The 14,596-nt window shown below is 69.6% G+C and carries 12 protein-coding genes, 1 pseudogene and 1 riboswitch; of the genes and pseudogenes, 10 read left to right on the plus strand and 3 right to left on the minus strand.

All coding sequences use genetic code 11. From position 1 onward, the window contains the following. Nucleotides 1–133 precede the first annotated feature (133 nt). A complete protein-coding gene (locus tag AC0682_RS05450) occupies nucleotides 134–1,432 on the minus strand; it encodes a sugar ABC transporter substrate-binding protein (protein ID WP_478531052.1) in 1,299 nt (432 codons plus the stop codon). A gap of 279 nt (nucleotides 1,433–1,711) precedes the next feature. On the opposite strand from AC0682_RS05450, the gene AC0682_RS05455 reads away from it, so the two are divergent. The 10 genes from AC0682_RS05455 to AC0682_RS05500 all read left to right on the plus strand — a co-directional run bounded on the left by AC0682_RS05455 (nucleotide 1,712) and on the right by AC0682_RS05500 (nucleotide 13,141). Continuing rightward, entirely contained in the window at nucleotides 1,712–2,476 is a 765-nt protein-coding gene (locus AC0682_RS05455) for a GntR family transcriptional regulator (RefSeq protein WP_093691401.1), read from the plus strand. A gap of 273 nt (nucleotides 2,477–2,749) precedes the next feature. Then, the gene (locus AC0682_RS05460) at nucleotides 2,750–4,975 is read left to right on the plus strand and encodes a carbon starvation CstA family protein (protein WP_478531054.1); all 2,226 of its coding nucleotides are present in this window, start codon (nucleotides 2,750–2,752) and stop codon (nucleotides 4,973–4,975) included. After that, nucleotides 4,972–5,175, plus strand: coding sequence for a YbdD/YjiX family protein (locus AC0682_RS05465; RefSeq protein WP_478531055.1), 204 nt, complete (start codon nucleotides 4,972–4,974; stop codon nucleotides 5,173–5,175). The genes AC0682_RS05460 and AC0682_RS05465 overlap by 4 nt, the downstream gene beginning before the upstream one ends. Nucleotides 5,176–5,346: 171 nt before the next feature. After that, a complete protein-coding gene (locus AC0682_RS05470; protein ID WP_478531057.1) occupies nucleotides 5,347–6,021 on the plus strand; it encodes a hypothetical protein in 675 nt (224 codons plus the stop codon). Beyond that, nucleotides 6,021–6,530: a GNAT family N-acetyltransferase gene (locus tag AC0682_RS05475; RefSeq protein ID WP_478531058.1), complete on the plus strand. Its 510-nt coding sequence runs from the start codon at nucleotides 6,021–6,023 to the stop codon at nucleotides 6,528–6,530. The genes AC0682_RS05470 and AC0682_RS05475 overlap by 1 nt, the downstream gene beginning before the upstream one ends. Nucleotides 6,531–6,594: 64 nt before the next feature. Next, nucleotides 6,595–6,716: riboswitch (cobalamin riboswitch) on the plus strand. 134 nt (nucleotides 6,717–6,850) lie between these two features. Beyond that, nucleotides 6,851–9,265 carry a ribonucleoside-diphosphate reductase subunit alpha gene (locus AC0682_RS05480; RefSeq protein ID WP_478531059.1) on the plus strand — a complete coding sequence of 805 codons (2,415 nt, stop codon included), beginning with the start codon at nucleotides 6,851–6,853 and terminating at the stop codon, nucleotides 9,263–9,265. Next, a complete protein-coding gene (locus tag AC0682_RS05485; RefSeq protein WP_478531060.1) occupies nucleotides 9,265–10,284 on the plus strand; it encodes a ribonucleotide-diphosphate reductase subunit beta in 1,020 nt (339 codons plus the stop codon). Before AC0682_RS05480 ends, AC0682_RS05485 begins: the two co-directional genes overlap by 1 nt. A gap of 221 nt (nucleotides 10,285–10,505) precedes the next feature. Continuing rightward, the gene (locus AC0682_RS05490; protein WP_478531062.1) at nucleotides 10,506–11,477 is read left to right on the plus strand and encodes an ABC transporter ATP-binding protein; all 972 of its coding nucleotides are present in this window, start codon (nucleotides 10,506–10,508) and stop codon (nucleotides 11,475–11,477) included. Then, on the plus strand, nucleotides 11,474–12,334 hold the full coding sequence (locus AC0682_RS05495) for an ABC transporter permease (protein ID WP_478531064.1): 861 nt from the start codon (nucleotides 11,474–11,476) through the stop codon (nucleotides 12,332–12,334). Before AC0682_RS05490 ends, AC0682_RS05495 begins: the two co-directional genes overlap by 4 nt. A gap of 6 nt (nucleotides 12,335–12,340) precedes the next feature. Next, on the plus strand, nucleotides 12,341–13,141 hold the full coding sequence (locus AC0682_RS05500) for an ABC transporter permease (RefSeq protein WP_478531066.1): 801 nt from the start codon (nucleotides 12,341–12,343) through the stop codon (nucleotides 13,139–13,141). Between the two features lie 74 nt (nucleotides 13,142–13,215). Here the strand turns inward: AC0682_RS05500 and AC0682_RS05505 are convergent. Together AC0682_RS05505 and AC0682_RS05510 are read right to left on the minus strand one after the other, a co-directional pair. Then, nucleotides 13,216–13,420: pseudogene (locus AC0682_RS05505) on the minus strand (DUF397 domain-containing protein). Nucleotides 13,421–13,499: 79 nt separating this feature from the next. After that, on the minus strand, nucleotides 13,500–14,261 hold the full coding sequence (locus tag AC0682_RS05510; RefSeq protein ID WP_478531068.1) for a GntR family transcriptional regulator: 762 nt from the start codon (nucleotides 14,259–14,261) through the stop codon (nucleotides 13,500–13,502). Nucleotides 14,262–14,596 lie beyond the last annotated feature (335 nt).

Raw genomic sequence — 14,596 nt, forward strand, 5'->3', positions numbered from 1 at the left:
GGCATAGGAGACAGAAGTGTGGTTGCCCTTATGCCGCTGCCTGAGGGCTACCCCCAGCACTCGCGCCGGACACCCAGGAAAAGAGCCCGCCCCCCCCCCCCCCCCCCCCCCCCCCCGCCTGGCGACCGGAAGGTCAGGCCTTCTTGTTGATCAGGGAGTTGATCTTGTCGTCGGCCTTCTTGGTGGCGTCGGCGACGGAGGAGCCCTTGACGATCTCCAGGAGCATGTTCTGGAGGACCTCCTCCTTCTCCACGGAGGCCCAGCCCGGCGCGATCGGCGTGAACCAGGCGTCCGGCACCGCGTTGGCGATGGCGGCCGTCTCCGGCTTCGACTTCAGCGGCTCAAGCTGCTTCTCGTTGTTCGGGAGGACGTTCTTCGAGGCGAGGACCTCGCCGCCCTTCGTGTTGGTGAAGAGGGCGATCCACTCCTGGCCGAGGTCCTGGATCTTGGACTTGGAGATCGTCGCGAGGTCCGAGCCGCCGATGAAGGACGGGAGGGCCTTGCCCTCGGGGCCGGGGATACCGGCCGTGGCGATCTTGCCCTCGAGCTTCGGGTTGCCGTTGTCGCCGCCCGTGACGCTGCCGGCCTCCCAGGCCTGGCCGTAGATGACCGCGGCCTTCTCGTTGGCCATGACGTTGGCGTGGTCCTGCTCGTCCTTCGTCACGTCGGCCTTGTTGTACTTCTTGACCAGGTTGACGTAGTGCTCGATGCCCTTCTGCGCCTCGGGCGTCGACAGAGCGGACTTCCACTCCTTGGAGCCCTCGTCGTAGTTGGCTATCTGGCCACCGTAGGCGGCGACGTAGGACATCGCGGCGTACCAGTAGCGGCCCGGGAAGTAGAGCGAGGAGGCGCGCTTGTCCGTCTTCTCCAGCTCGGCGGCGACCTTGTCCATCGCGGCGAGGAACTCGTCCTCGGTCTGCGGGAGGACGTCACTGCCGGTGCCGGCCTTCAGCATGTCCTGGTTGTAGACGGCCAGACGAGCACTGGCGTAGTAAGGAACGCAGTACGTCTTGCCTTCGAAGGTGCAGGTGTCCTTCAGACCCTTGATCCAGGTGTCCGAGTTCTCGTACTTGCCGGGGTCGATTTCCCCGAGCGCACCATTCAGGATGTACTGCATGGTCTCGGTGTTGCCGAGTTCGACAACGTCCGGGAATTTGTCGCCACCGAGAGAGGTGTCCAGCTTCTTGACCTTGTCGGCCCATCCCTGGTACTGAATGTTGACCTTGACGCCCGGGTACTTCTTGTTGAACTCGGCGTTGGTGTCCTTGACCAGCTCGGGCCAGGTGGACTGGGCCTCGCCCATGAGCCAGACGGTCAGGGTCTCCTTGCGGTCCTTCGGGTCCTGCGACGACCCCTTGTCGTCGGAACCACACGCCGCGACCGAAACCAACATGCCCGCGACACCGATCGCCGCGATGAGCTTGCGCTTCACGTCAAACCCTCCTCAGGGATGCTGCAACCCCACCCACCGCGAAGACATTCGACGAGTTCTGCTGGGGCTGGACCTGGTCTTTAATGGTTTAGACCAGTACCGGGAGCTTGGCCTAGACCTTTAGGGGTGTCAAGGGTGTATAAGAAGTGCACTCGCGTCCGTTATAGGACCGACACCTAAGGGAGGGCGACGACCCGTGACCGGACCGTGCCACCATGTGAGCCGCGACAGACGGAGGAGCCGGTGACGGCAGCAACGCAAGCGTCGGAAAGGCGGGCCATGGGTGCCGACGGGGGCAGTTCGGGGAGCGAGACCGGCAACGGTGCGCGCACCGCACGCGTACCGAAGTACTACCGGCTCAAGCGGCATCTCCTCGACATGACCGATACCTTGCCGCCCGGTACCCCGGTGCCGCCCGAGCGCACCCTGGCGGCCGAGTTCGACACCTCGCGCACCACCGTGCGCCAGGCCCTCCAGGAGCTGGTCGTCGAGGGCCGCCTGGAGCGCATCCAGGGCAAGGGGACCTTCGTCGCAAAGCCGAAGGTCTCCCAGGCGCTCCAGCTGACCTCGTACACCGAGGACATGCGCGCCCAGGGCCTGGAGCCGACGTCCCAGCTGCTCGACATCGGCTATGTCACGGCGGACGACACGCTCGCCGGGCTGCTGGACATCTCGACGGGCGGCCGGGTGCTGCGCATCGAGCGGCTCCGGCTCGCCAGCGGGGAGCCGATGGCGATCGAGACCACTCACCTTTCGGCCAAACGCTTCCCGGCGCTGCGCCGTTCGCTGGTGAAGTACACCTCGCTCTACACCGCGCTCGCCGAGGTGTACGACGTCCGCCTCGCCGAGGCCGAGGAGACCATCGAGACCTCACTCGCCACCCCGCGCGAGGCCGGTCTGCTGGGGACGGACGTGGGGCTGCCGATGCTGATGCTCTCCCGCCATTCCATCGATGGCCAGGGCGAACCGGTGGAATGGGTGCGCTCGGTCTACCGGGGCGACCGGTACAAGTTCGTGGCCCGTCTGAAGCGGCCGACGGACTGAGCGCACCCGGCGCACGCGCCGCGGGCGCAGCGCGAGACCGGGCGGTGGCCCCGGGGATCCCCTCCCCCGGGGCCACCGCCCGTTTTCGGTCGGACCCGGCTCCCGCGGCACCGGGTGAACCGATCCTCCCTCCCGTCCGTGTCCTTACCGCGGAACATCGGTGAAGACATCGGTGAGGTGCGACCGGTATGCGGACAAGGGTTCCCGCGAGCGGTCGCAGCACCTAGATTTCGCGCACGTTACGCCAGTGATCACGCGAGGGGACGGATCGATATGCCGGAATCGCCCACACCAGCACCACCGGTTCCACAGGCGCCGGGACGGCGGTCGCCGACCCCGAAGTCCATCGTCGTCTGGAGCCTGGTCGCCGTCGTCGGCGCCATCGGCTGGGCCACCCTCGCGCTCTCGCGGGGTGAGGAGGTCTCCGCCGCCTGGATGCTGGCGGCGGCGCTCGGCTCGTACGCCATCGCGTACCGCTTCTACTCCCGGTTCATCGCCAACCGGGTCCTGAAGGCGGACAAGAACCGGGCGACCCCGGCCGAACTGCAGGACAACGGTGTCGACTTCCACCCCACCGACCGACGTGTCCTCTTCGGCCACCACTTCGCCGCCATCGCCGGGGCCGGTCCGCTGGTCGGCCCGGTGCTCGCGGCCCAGATGGGGTATCTGCCGGGCACGATCTGGCTCGTCGTCGGCGTCATCTTCGCCGGTGCCGTCCAGGACATGGTGACGCTGTTCTTCTCCACCCGCCGCAACGGCCGTTCGCTGGGCCAGATGGCGCGCGACGAGATAGGGCCGGTCGGCGGGATCGCCGCCCTGGTCGCCGTCTTCATCATCATGATCATCCTGCTCGCGGTCCTCGCGCTGGTCATCGTGAACGCGCTCGCCCACTCCCCGTGGGGCGTCTTCTCCATCGGCATGACGATCCCGATCGCCCTCTTCATGGGCGTGTACCTGCGCATCCTGCGGCCCGGCAAGGTCAGTGAGGTCTCCCTCATCGGCGTCGCACTGCTGCTCCTCGCGATCGTCGCGGGCGGCTGGGTGGCCGAGTCCTCGTGGGCGGAGTTCTTCACCCTGGAGCCGGGCACGCTGGTCGTCTGGATGGTCGCGTACGGGTTCCTCGCCTCCGTGCTCCCGGTCTGGCTGCTGCTGGCCCCGCGCGACTACCTCTCCACCTTCATGAAGGTCGGCACGATCGCGCTGCTCGCCCTCGGCGTGGTGATCGCGCTGCCGACGCTGAAGATGCCCGCGGTCACCGACTTCGCCACCAACGGACAGGGGCCGGTCTTCGCCGGCTCGATGTTCCCGTTCGTCTTCATCACCATCGCCTGCGGGGCGCTCTCCGGCTTCCACTCCCTGGTCTCCTCCGGCACCACGCCGAAGATGGTCCAGAAGGAGACGCAGATCCGGATGATCGGCTACGGCGCCATGCTGACCGAGTCGTTCGTGGCGATCATGGCCATGATCGCGGCCTGCATCATCGACCCGGGGCTGTACTTCGCCATCAACGCGCCCGTCGGTGTGATCGGTGACAGCGTCCAGTCCGCCTCCGAGGCCGTGGCCAACTTCGGCTTCACCATCACCCCGGACGCCCTGGCGCAGGCCGCCAAGGACGTCGAGGAAGCCAGCCTGCTCTCCCGGACCGGTGGCGCGCCCACGTTCGCGCTCGGCATGGCGGAGATCTTCTCCGCGGTGATCGGCGGAACGGCGATGAAGGCGTTCTGGTACCACTTCGCGATCATGTTCGAGGCGCTCTTCATCCTCACCACCGTGGACGCCGGCACCCGGGTCGGGCGCTTCATGCTCCAGGACATGCTGGGCAACGCCTACAAGCCGTTCCGCGAGGTCAGCTGGAAGCCGGGCGTCTGGTTCGCCAGCGCCGTCGTGGTCGGCGGCTGGGGCTACTTCCTCTGGGTCGGCGTGCACGACCCGCTGGGCGGCATCAACCAGCTGTTCCCGCTCTTCGGCATCGCCAACCAGCTGCTGGCCGCCGTGGCACTGGCGGTCTGCACCACCCTGCTGGTCAAGTCGGGCCGCCTGAAGTGGGCCTGGGTCACCGCCGTCCCGCTCGCCTGGGACGTGGCCGTCACCCTCACCGCGAGCTGGCAGAAGATCTTCTCCTCCGACGTGAAGATCGGCTTCTTCGCCCAGCGCGACAAGTACCAGGCGGGGATCGACGCGGGCGAGGTGCTGGCGCCCGCCAAGTCCATGGACGACATGCGGACCATCGTCACCAACTCCACCGTCGACGGGGTGCTCTGCGCGCTCTTCGCCCTCCTCATCCTCATCGTCCTCGTGGACGCCGGCCGGGTCTGCTACCGGGCCATCCGCGATCCGGAGAGCGTCAGGCTCCACGAGACGCCGTACGTGCGGTCGAAGTTCGTCGCCCCGGCCTCGCTCTTCGCCACCAAGGAGGAGAAGGCCGAACTGGCGGAGGCCGGAGTCGGCCCCGAGGGCGGCCTCCGCAAGGAGCCGGCCGGGACGGGGAGCCGGACATGACGGTCGCGGACGTACGGCGGATGGCGGGACGGATCCGCTTCTACGTCCGGGAGCTGACCGGCGAAGCCGCGTACGACCGCTATGTGGCGCACGCCAGGGCCCACGATCCCGACACACCCGTGATGAGCCGCCGGGCCTTCGAGCGCAGCCGTACGGACGCCCGCGAGGCGGACCCCCGCGAGGGCTTCCGCTGCTGCTGACCGCCACCGGTCGATCAGGCTGCCGGCCACCACCGGCCGGTGCTGCTCGGCCGATCGGGGCCGTCGCACCCCTTCCAGGGGCGCGGCGGCCCCCTTTCGCGCCTTGGGACGAGCCCGGCCGCCCTCGGTTTCCCGGTGCGCGGGGCCCCGGCCGTACGAAAGGATGTGCCCATGACATCGCGCTCCCGGTCCCCCCGGCTCCGGCCCCTCCTCCTGGCCGTGACACTGGCCCTGGCGGCGGTGACGGGGTGCGGCACCGCGTCGGCCCCCGGCTCGGAGTCGTCGGCGGACCGGAGTCCATCGGCCGGACCGGCGCCCGACCGGGCGGAGCTGGAGGCGCGGGCCGGCGCCGCGCAGCTCGTCACGGAGCATGTCTGGGTGACCGAGGCCGCGGGCTACACCGTGGCGCGTCAGTCGGTCGGGGTGCTCGGTGACGACGGGTTCGGCAGCTCCTACACCTCGCCGGACGGCGGGGTGCTCCAGCTGTCGGTGGAACGCCGCCCGCACGCCGTGGCCGACTGCACGGAGGCCTCCGCGCCCGACGGGGGTCAGGAGCCCCTGGTGACGTGCGAGCGGGACGGCGAACACCGTTACCGCGCCACGGAGTCGGGCCACGCGTACGCCCGGGAACAGGGCGACCTGGTGATCACGGTGAGCGGGGCTCGCGAGCAGGTGGACCGGGCGACGCTGCGGTCGGCGGCGCGTGCCGCCCACCGCGCCGACGACCACGAGCTGGACCGGCTGCTGCCGCCCGGGGGCGGCTCCGGACCACAGCCCGTCGAGCGGGGCGACCTGCCGCCGGTGGGCGACGGCGCCCCGAACAACGGGGTGGGGGCGAGCGGCTGATGGATCTGACAGTCAGGGTGGCGGAGCCCGCCGAGTACACCGTGCTCGGCGAGATCATCGCCGAGGCCTATCTCGGCGATGATCTGCTGGACGGCCCTCAGGACCCCTACCTCCTCAGACTGCGGGCGGTGGAGCAGCGGGCGGCCGAGGCCGAGGTGCTCGTGGCGCTCGACGCGGACGGGGTGGTGCTCGGGGGTGTCACGTATGCCGCTCCCGGCACTCCTTGGCGCGATATCGCCGGTCCGGACGAGGCCGAGTTCCGGATGCTGGCCGTGGCCCGCGCGGGGCGGGGACGGGGCGTGGGAGAGGCTCTCGTACGGGCGTGCGTCGAGCGGGCCCGGTCCGCCGAAGGCGTCCGGGGGCTGGTGCTGTCGACGCAGCCGGCCATGCTCCCGGCCCATAGGATCTACCGTCGGCTCGGCTTTCTGCGGACCCCTGAGCGGGACTGGCAGCCGGTGCCGGGCATGCGCCTCATGACCTTCAGGCTGGAGCTGGAGGCGGCCTCCTGAAGGGCACACCGAATCGACGCGACACAACATGTGGGGGCCGCATCATCTGGCGGCCCCCACATGTATGCTCGACCTCGCTGTCGCCGCAGGGGAATCCGGTGTGAATCCGGAACTGTCCCGCAACGGTGTGATCAGTGTGCTTTGCACACCCCAAGTCCGAAGACCTGTCGACAGTGCGTCCGGCTCGACCGAACCGGACGCCAGACGTCCGGGCCTCGCGGATGGGCCGGTGGACGCCGTAGCAGTGCTGCCTCGTCAGGCATCGCGCTGCCCGGTTTCCCCGCTCGCCGCCGGCCCCCAGCCGAGCGAGGGAAAGCCCAGTGACCATCGCGCCCGCCGATCCGGTTTCAGCCACCGAATCCGCTGCCTCCACCGCGTCCGGAGCAGGCACGACCGACGGACCCGGGACCGCCCTGCTGCGGACCCTGACCGACCTCACCGTCGATCTGCCCGACACCGACCCCGGACGGGTCGCCGCCTCCGCGCTCCGCGGGCGCAACGCCCGCTCCGACGAGGCCGAGCTGCGCATGCTGGCCACCGAGGCGGCGGCAGGCCTGATCTCCGAGGACCCGGCGTACTCCAAGCTCGCCGCCCGGCTGCTGACCCGGACGATCGCCGACGAGGCCGCGGGCCAGGGCGCCACGTCCTTCTCCGCCTCGGTCGCCGTCGGCCACCGCGAGGGCCTGATCGCGGACCGCACCGCCGCCTTCGTGGAGCTGCACGCCGAGGCGCTGGACGCGCTGGTGGAGCGGACGCTGGCCGAGGGCGCGGACGACCGCTTCGGCTACTTCGGTCTCCGTACGCTGCACAGCCGCTACCTGCTGCGGCACCCGATCACCCGTCAGGTCATCGAGACGCCCCAGCACTTCATGCTGCGCGTGGCCTCGGGGCTGGCCGAGGACGAGTCGGTCCGGGCGCTGGACGAGGTCGCCGCGCTCTACGGGCTGATGAGCAAGCTGGACTACCTCCCCTCCTCCCCCACGCTCTTCAACTCCGGCACCCGGCACCCGCAGATGTCCTCCTGCTATCTGCTGGACTCCCCCAAGGACGAGCTGGACTCGATCTACGACCGCTACCACCAGGTGGCACGCCTCTCGAAGCACGCCGGCGGTATCGGCCTCTCCTACTCCCGTATCCGCGCCCGTGGTTCGCTGATCCGGGGCACCAACGGGCACTCCAACGGCATCGTGCCGTTCCTCAAGACGCTGGACGCCTCCGTGGCCGCGGTGAACCAGGGCGGTCGGCGCAAGGGCGCGGCGGCGGTCTACCTGGAGACCTGGCACGCGGACATCGAGGAGTTCCTGGAGCTGCGCGACAACACGGGTGAGGACCAGCGGCGTACGCACAACCTCAACCTGGCGCACTGGATCCCGGACGAGTTCATGCGCCGCGTCGACGCGGACACCGAGTGGTCGCTGTTCTCGCCCGCCGACGTGCCCGAGCTGGTCGACCTGTGGGGCGACGAGTTCGACGCGGCCTACCGCGCGGCCGAGGCCAGGGGGCTGGCCCGCAAGACGATGCCGGCGCGCGAGCTGTACGGCCGGATGATGCGGACCCTCGCGCAGACCGGCCAGGGGTGGATGACGTTCAAGGACGCCTCCAACCGGACCGCGAACCAGACCGCCGAGCCGGGCCGGGTCGTGCACTCCTCGAACCTGTGCACGGAGATCCTGGAGGTCACCGACGACGGCGAGACGGCCGTCTGCAATCTGGGCTCGGTCAACCTGGGCGCGTTCGTCGCCGACGGCTCGATCGACTGGGAGCGCCTGGACGCCACCGTCCGTACGGCAGTGACCTTCCTCGACCGGGTGGTGGACATCAACTTCTACCCGACCGAGCAGGCCGGGAACTCCAACTCCCGCTGGCGGCCGGTCGGCCTGGGCGCGATGGGCCTCCAGGACGTGTTCTTCCAGCTGCGCCTGCCGTTCGACTCCCCGCAGGCCCGCGCGCTCTCCACGAAGATCTCCGAGCGCATCATGCTCGCCGCGTACGAGGCCTCCTGCGACCTGGCCGAACGCTCGGGCCCGCTGCCCGCGTGGTCGAAGACGCGTGCCGCGCGCGGTGTGCTGCACCCCGACCACTACGACACCGAGCTGAACTGGCCGGAGCGCTGGGACGCCCTGCGCGCCCGGGTCGCGAAGACCGGTATGCGCAACTCGCTGCTGCTCGCCATCGCGCCGACCGCCACGATCGCCTCGATCGCCGGTGTGTACGAGTGCATCGAGCCGCAGGTCTCCAACCTGTTCAAGCGCGAGACGCTCAGCGGTGAGTTCCTCCAGGTCAACGCCTACCTCGTGGACGAGCTGAAGAAGCTCGGCGTCTGGGACGCCCGCACCCGTGAGGCGCTGCGCGAGGCCAGCGGATCGGTCCAGGGCTTCGCGTGGATCCCCGAGGACGTGCGGGCGCTGTACCGCACGGCGTGGGAGATCCCGCAGCGCGGTCTGATCGACATGGCGGCGGCCCGTACGCCGTTCCTCGACCAGAGCCAGTCGCTCAACCTGTTCCTGGAGACGCCGACGATCGGCAAGCTCTCCTCGATGTACGCGTACGCCTGGAAGCAGGGGCTGAAGACGACGTACTACCTCCGCTCGCGCCCGGCGACCCGGATCGCCCGTGCCGCGTCCGGCCAGGCGGCGGCCGCCGCCCCCATCCCCGTACAGCAGGCGACGGCTCCCGACGCGGACGCCATCGCCTGCTCCCTCGAAAACCCCGAGTCCTGCGAGGCCTGCCAGTAATGAGCACCACGAACAGCGAGAAGAACCTGCTCGACCCGGGCTTCGAGCTGACCCTGCGCCCCATGCGCTACCCGGACTTCTACGAGCGCTACCGGGACGCGATCAAGAACACCTGGACCGTGGAGGAGGTCGACCTCCACTCGGACGTGGCCGACCTCGCCAAGCTGTCGCCGGGTGAGCAGCACATGATCGGCCGCCTGGTCGCCTTCTTCGCGACCGGCGACTCGATCGTGGCGAACAACCTGGTGCTGACGCTCTACAAGCACATCAACTCCCCCGAGGCGCGGCTGTACCTGTCGCGGCAGCTCTTCGAGGAGGCCGTGCACGTCCAGTTCTATCTGACGCTGCTGGACACCTACCTGCCCGACCCGGACGACCGTGCGGCGGCGTTCGCGGCGGTGGAGAACATCCCCTCGATCCGCGAGAAGGCGCAGTTCTGCTTCAAGTGGATGGACTCGGTCGAGAAGATCGACCAGCTGGAGACGAAGGCCGACCGCCGCCGCTTCCTGCTGAACCTGATCTGCTTCGCGGCCTGCATCGAGGGGCTGTTCTTCTACGGCGCCTTCGCGTATGTGTACTGGTTCCGCTCGCGCGGCCTGCTGCACGGCCTCGCCACGGGCACCAACTGGGTCTTCCGTGACGAGACCATGCACATGAACTTCGCCTTCGAGGTCGTGGACACCGTCCGCAAGGAGGAGCCCGAGCTCTTCGACGACGCGCTCCAGCAGCAGGTCACCGACATGCTGAAGGAGGCCGTCGAGGCGGAGCTCCAGTTCGGCCGCGACCTGTGCGGCGAAGGCCTGCCCGGCATGAACACCGAGTCGATGCGCCAGTACCTGGAGTGCGTCGCCGACCAGCGCCTGGCCCGCCTGGGCTTCCCGACGGTCTACGGCTCGGAGAACCCGTTCTCCTTCATGGAGCTCCAGGGCGTCCAGGAGCTGACGAACTTCTTCGAGCGCCGCCCGTCCGCCTACCAGGTGGCGGTGGAGGGCTCGGTCGGGTTCGACGACGACTTCTAGGCCCGCTCCGGACCTCGTTCCGGACCGCCGGACCCGCTTCCGGACTGCGGAGAACAAAGGGGCCCCACCGTGCTGCCGTGCACGGTGGGGCTTCCGCGTTCCCCCACGGCAGGACGGAGACCGGCCGGACGGAAAATGATTGGACTAGACCAAACCTCCGCGTGCACACTCTCAGCTCGACTTCGCCCCCACAGGGCCGGCTCGCTCCAGGAGAGGCGCACATGGCCGTCATCGAAGTGGCAGACCTCGTCAAGGAGTTCAGCCGACCCAAACGGCAGGAGGGCGCCTTCGCGGGCATCCGCACGCTCCTGACCCGTGAGCGGACCGTCAAACGTGCCGTCGACGGCGTCGACTTCACGGTCCAGCAGGGCGAGATGGTCGGCTATCTCGGCCCCAACGGCGCGGGGAAGTCCACCACCATCAAGATGCTCACCGGCATCCTCGTCCCCACGTCCGGCACGGTCACGGTCGCCGGTGCCACGCCCTGGCGGGACCGGTCCCGCAACGCCCGCCGGATAGGCGTGGTCTTCGGCCAGCGCAGCCAGCTCTGGTGGGACCTGCCCCTGCGCGACTCGCTCTGGCTGATCGGCCGTCTCTACGACGTGCCACAGGCCCGGTTCCGCGAGAGGCAGCGGCAGTTCAGCGAGGTGCTCGACCTCGGCCCGTTCCTCGACACCCCCGTCCGTCAGCTCTCCCTGGGCCAGCGGATGCGCGGCGACCTCGCCGCCGCGATGCTCTACGACCCGGACATCCTCTACCTGGACGAGCCGACCGTCGGACTCGACGTCATCGCCAAGGAGCGGATACGCACCTTCGTCGGGGAACTGAACCGGGAATCGGGTACGACGGTCGTCCTCACCACCCACGACCTGGACGACGTCGAGGAACTCTGCGACCGGATCGTCCTCATCGACCACGGCAGGGTCGCCTACGACGGCGCGGTGGACGAGCTGAAGGCCCGCTATGCCCCGCACCGCGAACTCGTGGTGCAGACCGACCGGCTGGAGAGCGTCGAGGGCGCGGAGGTCGTCCGCCGGGAGGACGGCAGGGTGTGGCTGCGCTTCGACCCCGTACGCACCCCGCCCGCCGAACTGGTGGCGGCGGTGCTGGCGCAGCACCGGGTGACCGACCTCTCGATCGTGGAACCCGAGCTGGAGAGCGTCATCCACCGGATCTACGCGGACCGCGGATGACCGCCGCACCCGCCCCCGCCTCGGCGAAGACGGCCCCCGCCTCCGCGAAACGGCCACTCGGAACGTTGCTCCGCGCCCATCTCGCCTGCGCCCGGATGGAGTTCCGCGCCGCCCTCACCTACCGGACGGCCTATCTGTCGTCCTTCGCGATGATGCTCCTCCAGATCTGGCTGCTGACGGTGGTCTGGAAGGCCCTCTACGACGGCCGCGCGGAGGTGGACGGGCTCAGTCTCACCACCATGACCGCGTACGCGACGCTGACGACGCTCCAGTACCAGTTGGTCAGCCCGTGGCGGTCCTCCCCCATCGACCAGCGGGTCCGGGAGGGCAAGGTCGCCGTGGACCTGCTGCGGCCCGTCGGCTTCCCCGGGCAGATGCTCTCCGGCCAGCTCGGGTGGGCATCGGCCGCGGTCCCGGTCCTGCTGGTGGCGCTGCCGTTCGCGCTGCTGATCGGCGCGGGCCGGGCACCCGCCTCCACGGCGGCGGGGTTCGCCTACCCCGTGGCGCTGATCGGTGCGCTGCTCGTGAACCAGCTGCTCGGGCTGCTGCTCGGCCTGGTCTCCTTCTGGACCCTGGAGGTGAGCGGCGCCCTCATGGCCTACCGCTTCGTCGCACAGTTCTTCTCCGGGGCCCTGGTGCCCCTGTGGTTCATGCCCGGCCCGGTCAGAGCAGCGGCGGAGTGGCTGCCCTTCCAGGCCACCGCGTACACCCCGGCGGCCGTCTACCTGGGCCAGGTCGAGGGCCTGGGCATCGTGGCCGCCCTCGGGGTCCAGCTGGCGTGGATCGGCGCGCTCGGCGCACTGGCCGCGTTCGTCTGGTCGCGCGCCCGGCGCCGCGTCATGTCGCAGGGGGGCTGAGGGACGATGCGAGGTCCACGGGTCTATCTGCTGCTGGCCGGCGCGGCGTTCCGGGCCGAGTTCCAGTACCGGGGGAACCTGCTCGTCAACATCGTCGGCGGCCTGTTCTACCAGGGCGTCGGGCTGGCCTTCATCTGGGCGGTGCTGGACCGCTTCGGGCAGGTCGGCGGCTGGGGGCTGGGCGAGATCGCCTTCCTCTACGGGATCAGGCTGACCGCCCACGGCCTGTGGCTGCTCCCCGGTCACCAGCTGATCCACGTCGACGAGGTCGTCATCGAGGGCGAGTACGACCGCTATCTCGTCCGGCCGGTGCCGCCGCTGGTCCAGCTCCTCACCCGCAGGGTGCGGCTCAGCTCGCTCGGCGACCTGGCGGGCGGAGTGGTCCTCCTGTCCATCGCCTCGGCCTCCGCGCCGGTCGACTGGTCGCCGGTGGCCGTCGGCTTCCTCGTGCTCGCGGTGGTGGGCGGCGCGCTGGTGGAGGGTTCCCTGCAACTGGCCGCCTCCGCACTGGTCTTCCGGATGAAGAGGGTCTCCCCCATCAAGTTCGCCATCGACATGATCTTCAGCGACTTCGGCAACTACCCGCTGAAGATCTTCGGCCCGGTGGCGGGCTTCGGACTGACCTTCGTCTTCCCCCTGGCCTTCGTCGCCTATCTGCCGGCGACCGTGCTGATGGACCGGGGCGAGGAACTCGCCGTGCCCGAATGGCTGGCCTGGGGCGCTCCCGCCATCGGCGTCGTGCTCATGTACGCCGCGTACCGCTTCTGGGAACGGCAGTCCCGCCACTACGAGAGCAGCGGGCACTGAGCGGAACCTCCGGGGCCGCGGAACGTCCTGCCCGGCGCACGGCCGGGGTAGTACGCCGCTGAGAACCGCGCCCGTCAGGCGGGGTCGAACGCCCCGGCCCGTACGCCGGAGACGAACGCGGAGAACGCGGCGGTACGGACGTCGACCACCGGGCCGTCCACACCTGCGAGTCGCGGACCGGGACGATGCCGCGTGGGGCGACGAGGTTGGCGGCGACCTCAACGCAGTCACCGCCGTTGTCGCTGGACGAAGAGGTGACCACCGCGGGAGCTGGGTCACCGTGCAAGGCCCTTCCGCAGCAGAAGGCCCCACCACGCACGGCACGACGGCACCGGGGAGCTTCCAGCCGTTGGGGTCCTCACGCGTCGAAGTCGTACTCCAGGACGTAGGCCGCCGCGTCCAGGACCATTTCGTTGACCTCCACAGGGCGTCGGTCCTGCTCAGCGAACGCCGTACGGCAGACGAGCATGACGGGCGTCCCGGCCGGAAGGCTCAGCCTCGACGCCTCCTCTGGCAGAGGCATACGGGAGCGGATCTCCTCCCGGAAGTGGACCGGCCGGTGGCCCAGTTCGGCCAGCCGCGCGTAGGTCCCTCCCGGTCCCGTGTCCTGCTGGGTAATTGCCGAGCCATCGACCAGGGACGCGGGGAGGTACGAGGTCGACAGCAGCACCGGCTTGCCTTCGAGGACAAACCGCCGACTCCTGGCCCAGACGCTCTCCCCCGCTCCGAGGCCGAGCACCTTCGCCACACTCTCCGGGGCGACTCCCTCGCGCACCTCCACCTGGTCCACCACCAGGTCCCGACCGCCGAGGTCCGCTTCGCAGACAGAACGGCCGGACCCCCACTGCTCGCTCGCCAGCCGCTGAATCCCACGACGCCTGAGCGGCTGGAAGGCCCGAACGAAGACGCCCGCGCCCTTCCGCGCTTCAGTCAGCCCTTCGCTCTGGAGCACGCCCAGCGCCTGCCGAACCGTCATGCGCGCTACACCGTACTGCGCCATGAGGTCGTTCTCGCCGGGAAGACGGCTCCCCGCTCCCCATACTCCCGACCGGATCTCCGCCTTCAAGGCGTTCGCGATCCGCTGGTACTTGGGCTCACGGCGGCTGGCGTCGGTGGCCATCAACGGGTTCCCCTCCTTTCCGGACATCTGAGGCCCGCCCATCACTCACACGACATCCGGGCAGGCCACGTGAGCCGGTCGGCTGCCCCCACCTGGGCGGTTTGCAGGTGGGGCGTGCAGGCCGTCGACGCCGAGCGGCGGGCCTTGCTGTACGGGGCCGACCCCGTACAGGTCTGCCGGTACGCGCCTGAAGGACCTGCAAGGCCGTATGGCTGACAGCTACTTCCGCGAAGGCCGTCTACACCTGGGACTACCTGCGGGACGACCGCCGGGAAAGCCACCCTGCGCCACCAGTTCGTACGGACGCCGGAACGGCCCCGAACGCGTACCGCCGG

This window comes from Streptomyces sp. NPDC043746 (assembly GCF_056436485.1).

Coding starts and splice junctions, on each gene's coding strand:
- AC0682_RS05465 (WP_478531055.1), top strand. CDS start 4,972: ATGACGGTCGCGGACGTACGGCGGATGGCGGGACGGATCCGCTTCTAC.
- AC0682_RS05495 (WP_478531064.1), top strand. CDS start 11,474: ATGACCGCCGCACCCGCCCCCGCCTCGGCGAAGACGGCCCCCGCCTCC.
- AC0682_RS05460 (WP_478531054.1), top strand. CDS start 2,750: ATGCCGGAATCGCCCACACCAGCACCACCGGTTCCACAGGCGCCGGGA.
- AC0682_RS05470 (WP_478531057.1), top strand. CDS start 5,347: ATGACATCGCGCTCCCGGTCCCCCCGGCTCCGGCCCCTCCTCCTGGCC.
- AC0682_RS05500 (WP_478531066.1), top strand. CDS start 12,341: ATGCGAGGTCCACGGGTCTATCTGCTGCTGGCCGGCGCGGCGTTCCGG.
- AC0682_RS05485 (WP_478531060.1), top strand. CDS start 9,265: ATGAGCACCACGAACAGCGAGAAGAACCTGCTCGACCCGGGCTTCGAG.
- AC0682_RS05455 (WP_093691401.1), top strand. CDS start 1,712: ATGGGTGCCGACGGGGGCAGTTCGGGGAGCGAGACCGGCAACGGTGCG.
- AC0682_RS05510 (WP_478531068.1), bottom strand. CDS start 14,261: ATGGCCACCGACGCCAGCCGCCGTGAGCCCAAGTACCAGCGGATCGCG.
- AC0682_RS05490 (WP_478531062.1), top strand. CDS start 10,506: ATGGCCGTCATCGAAGTGGCAGACCTCGTCAAGGAGTTCAGCCGACCC.
- AC0682_RS05475 (WP_478531058.1), top strand. CDS start 6,021: ATGGATCTGACAGTCAGGGTGGCGGAGCCCGCCGAGTACACCGTGCTC.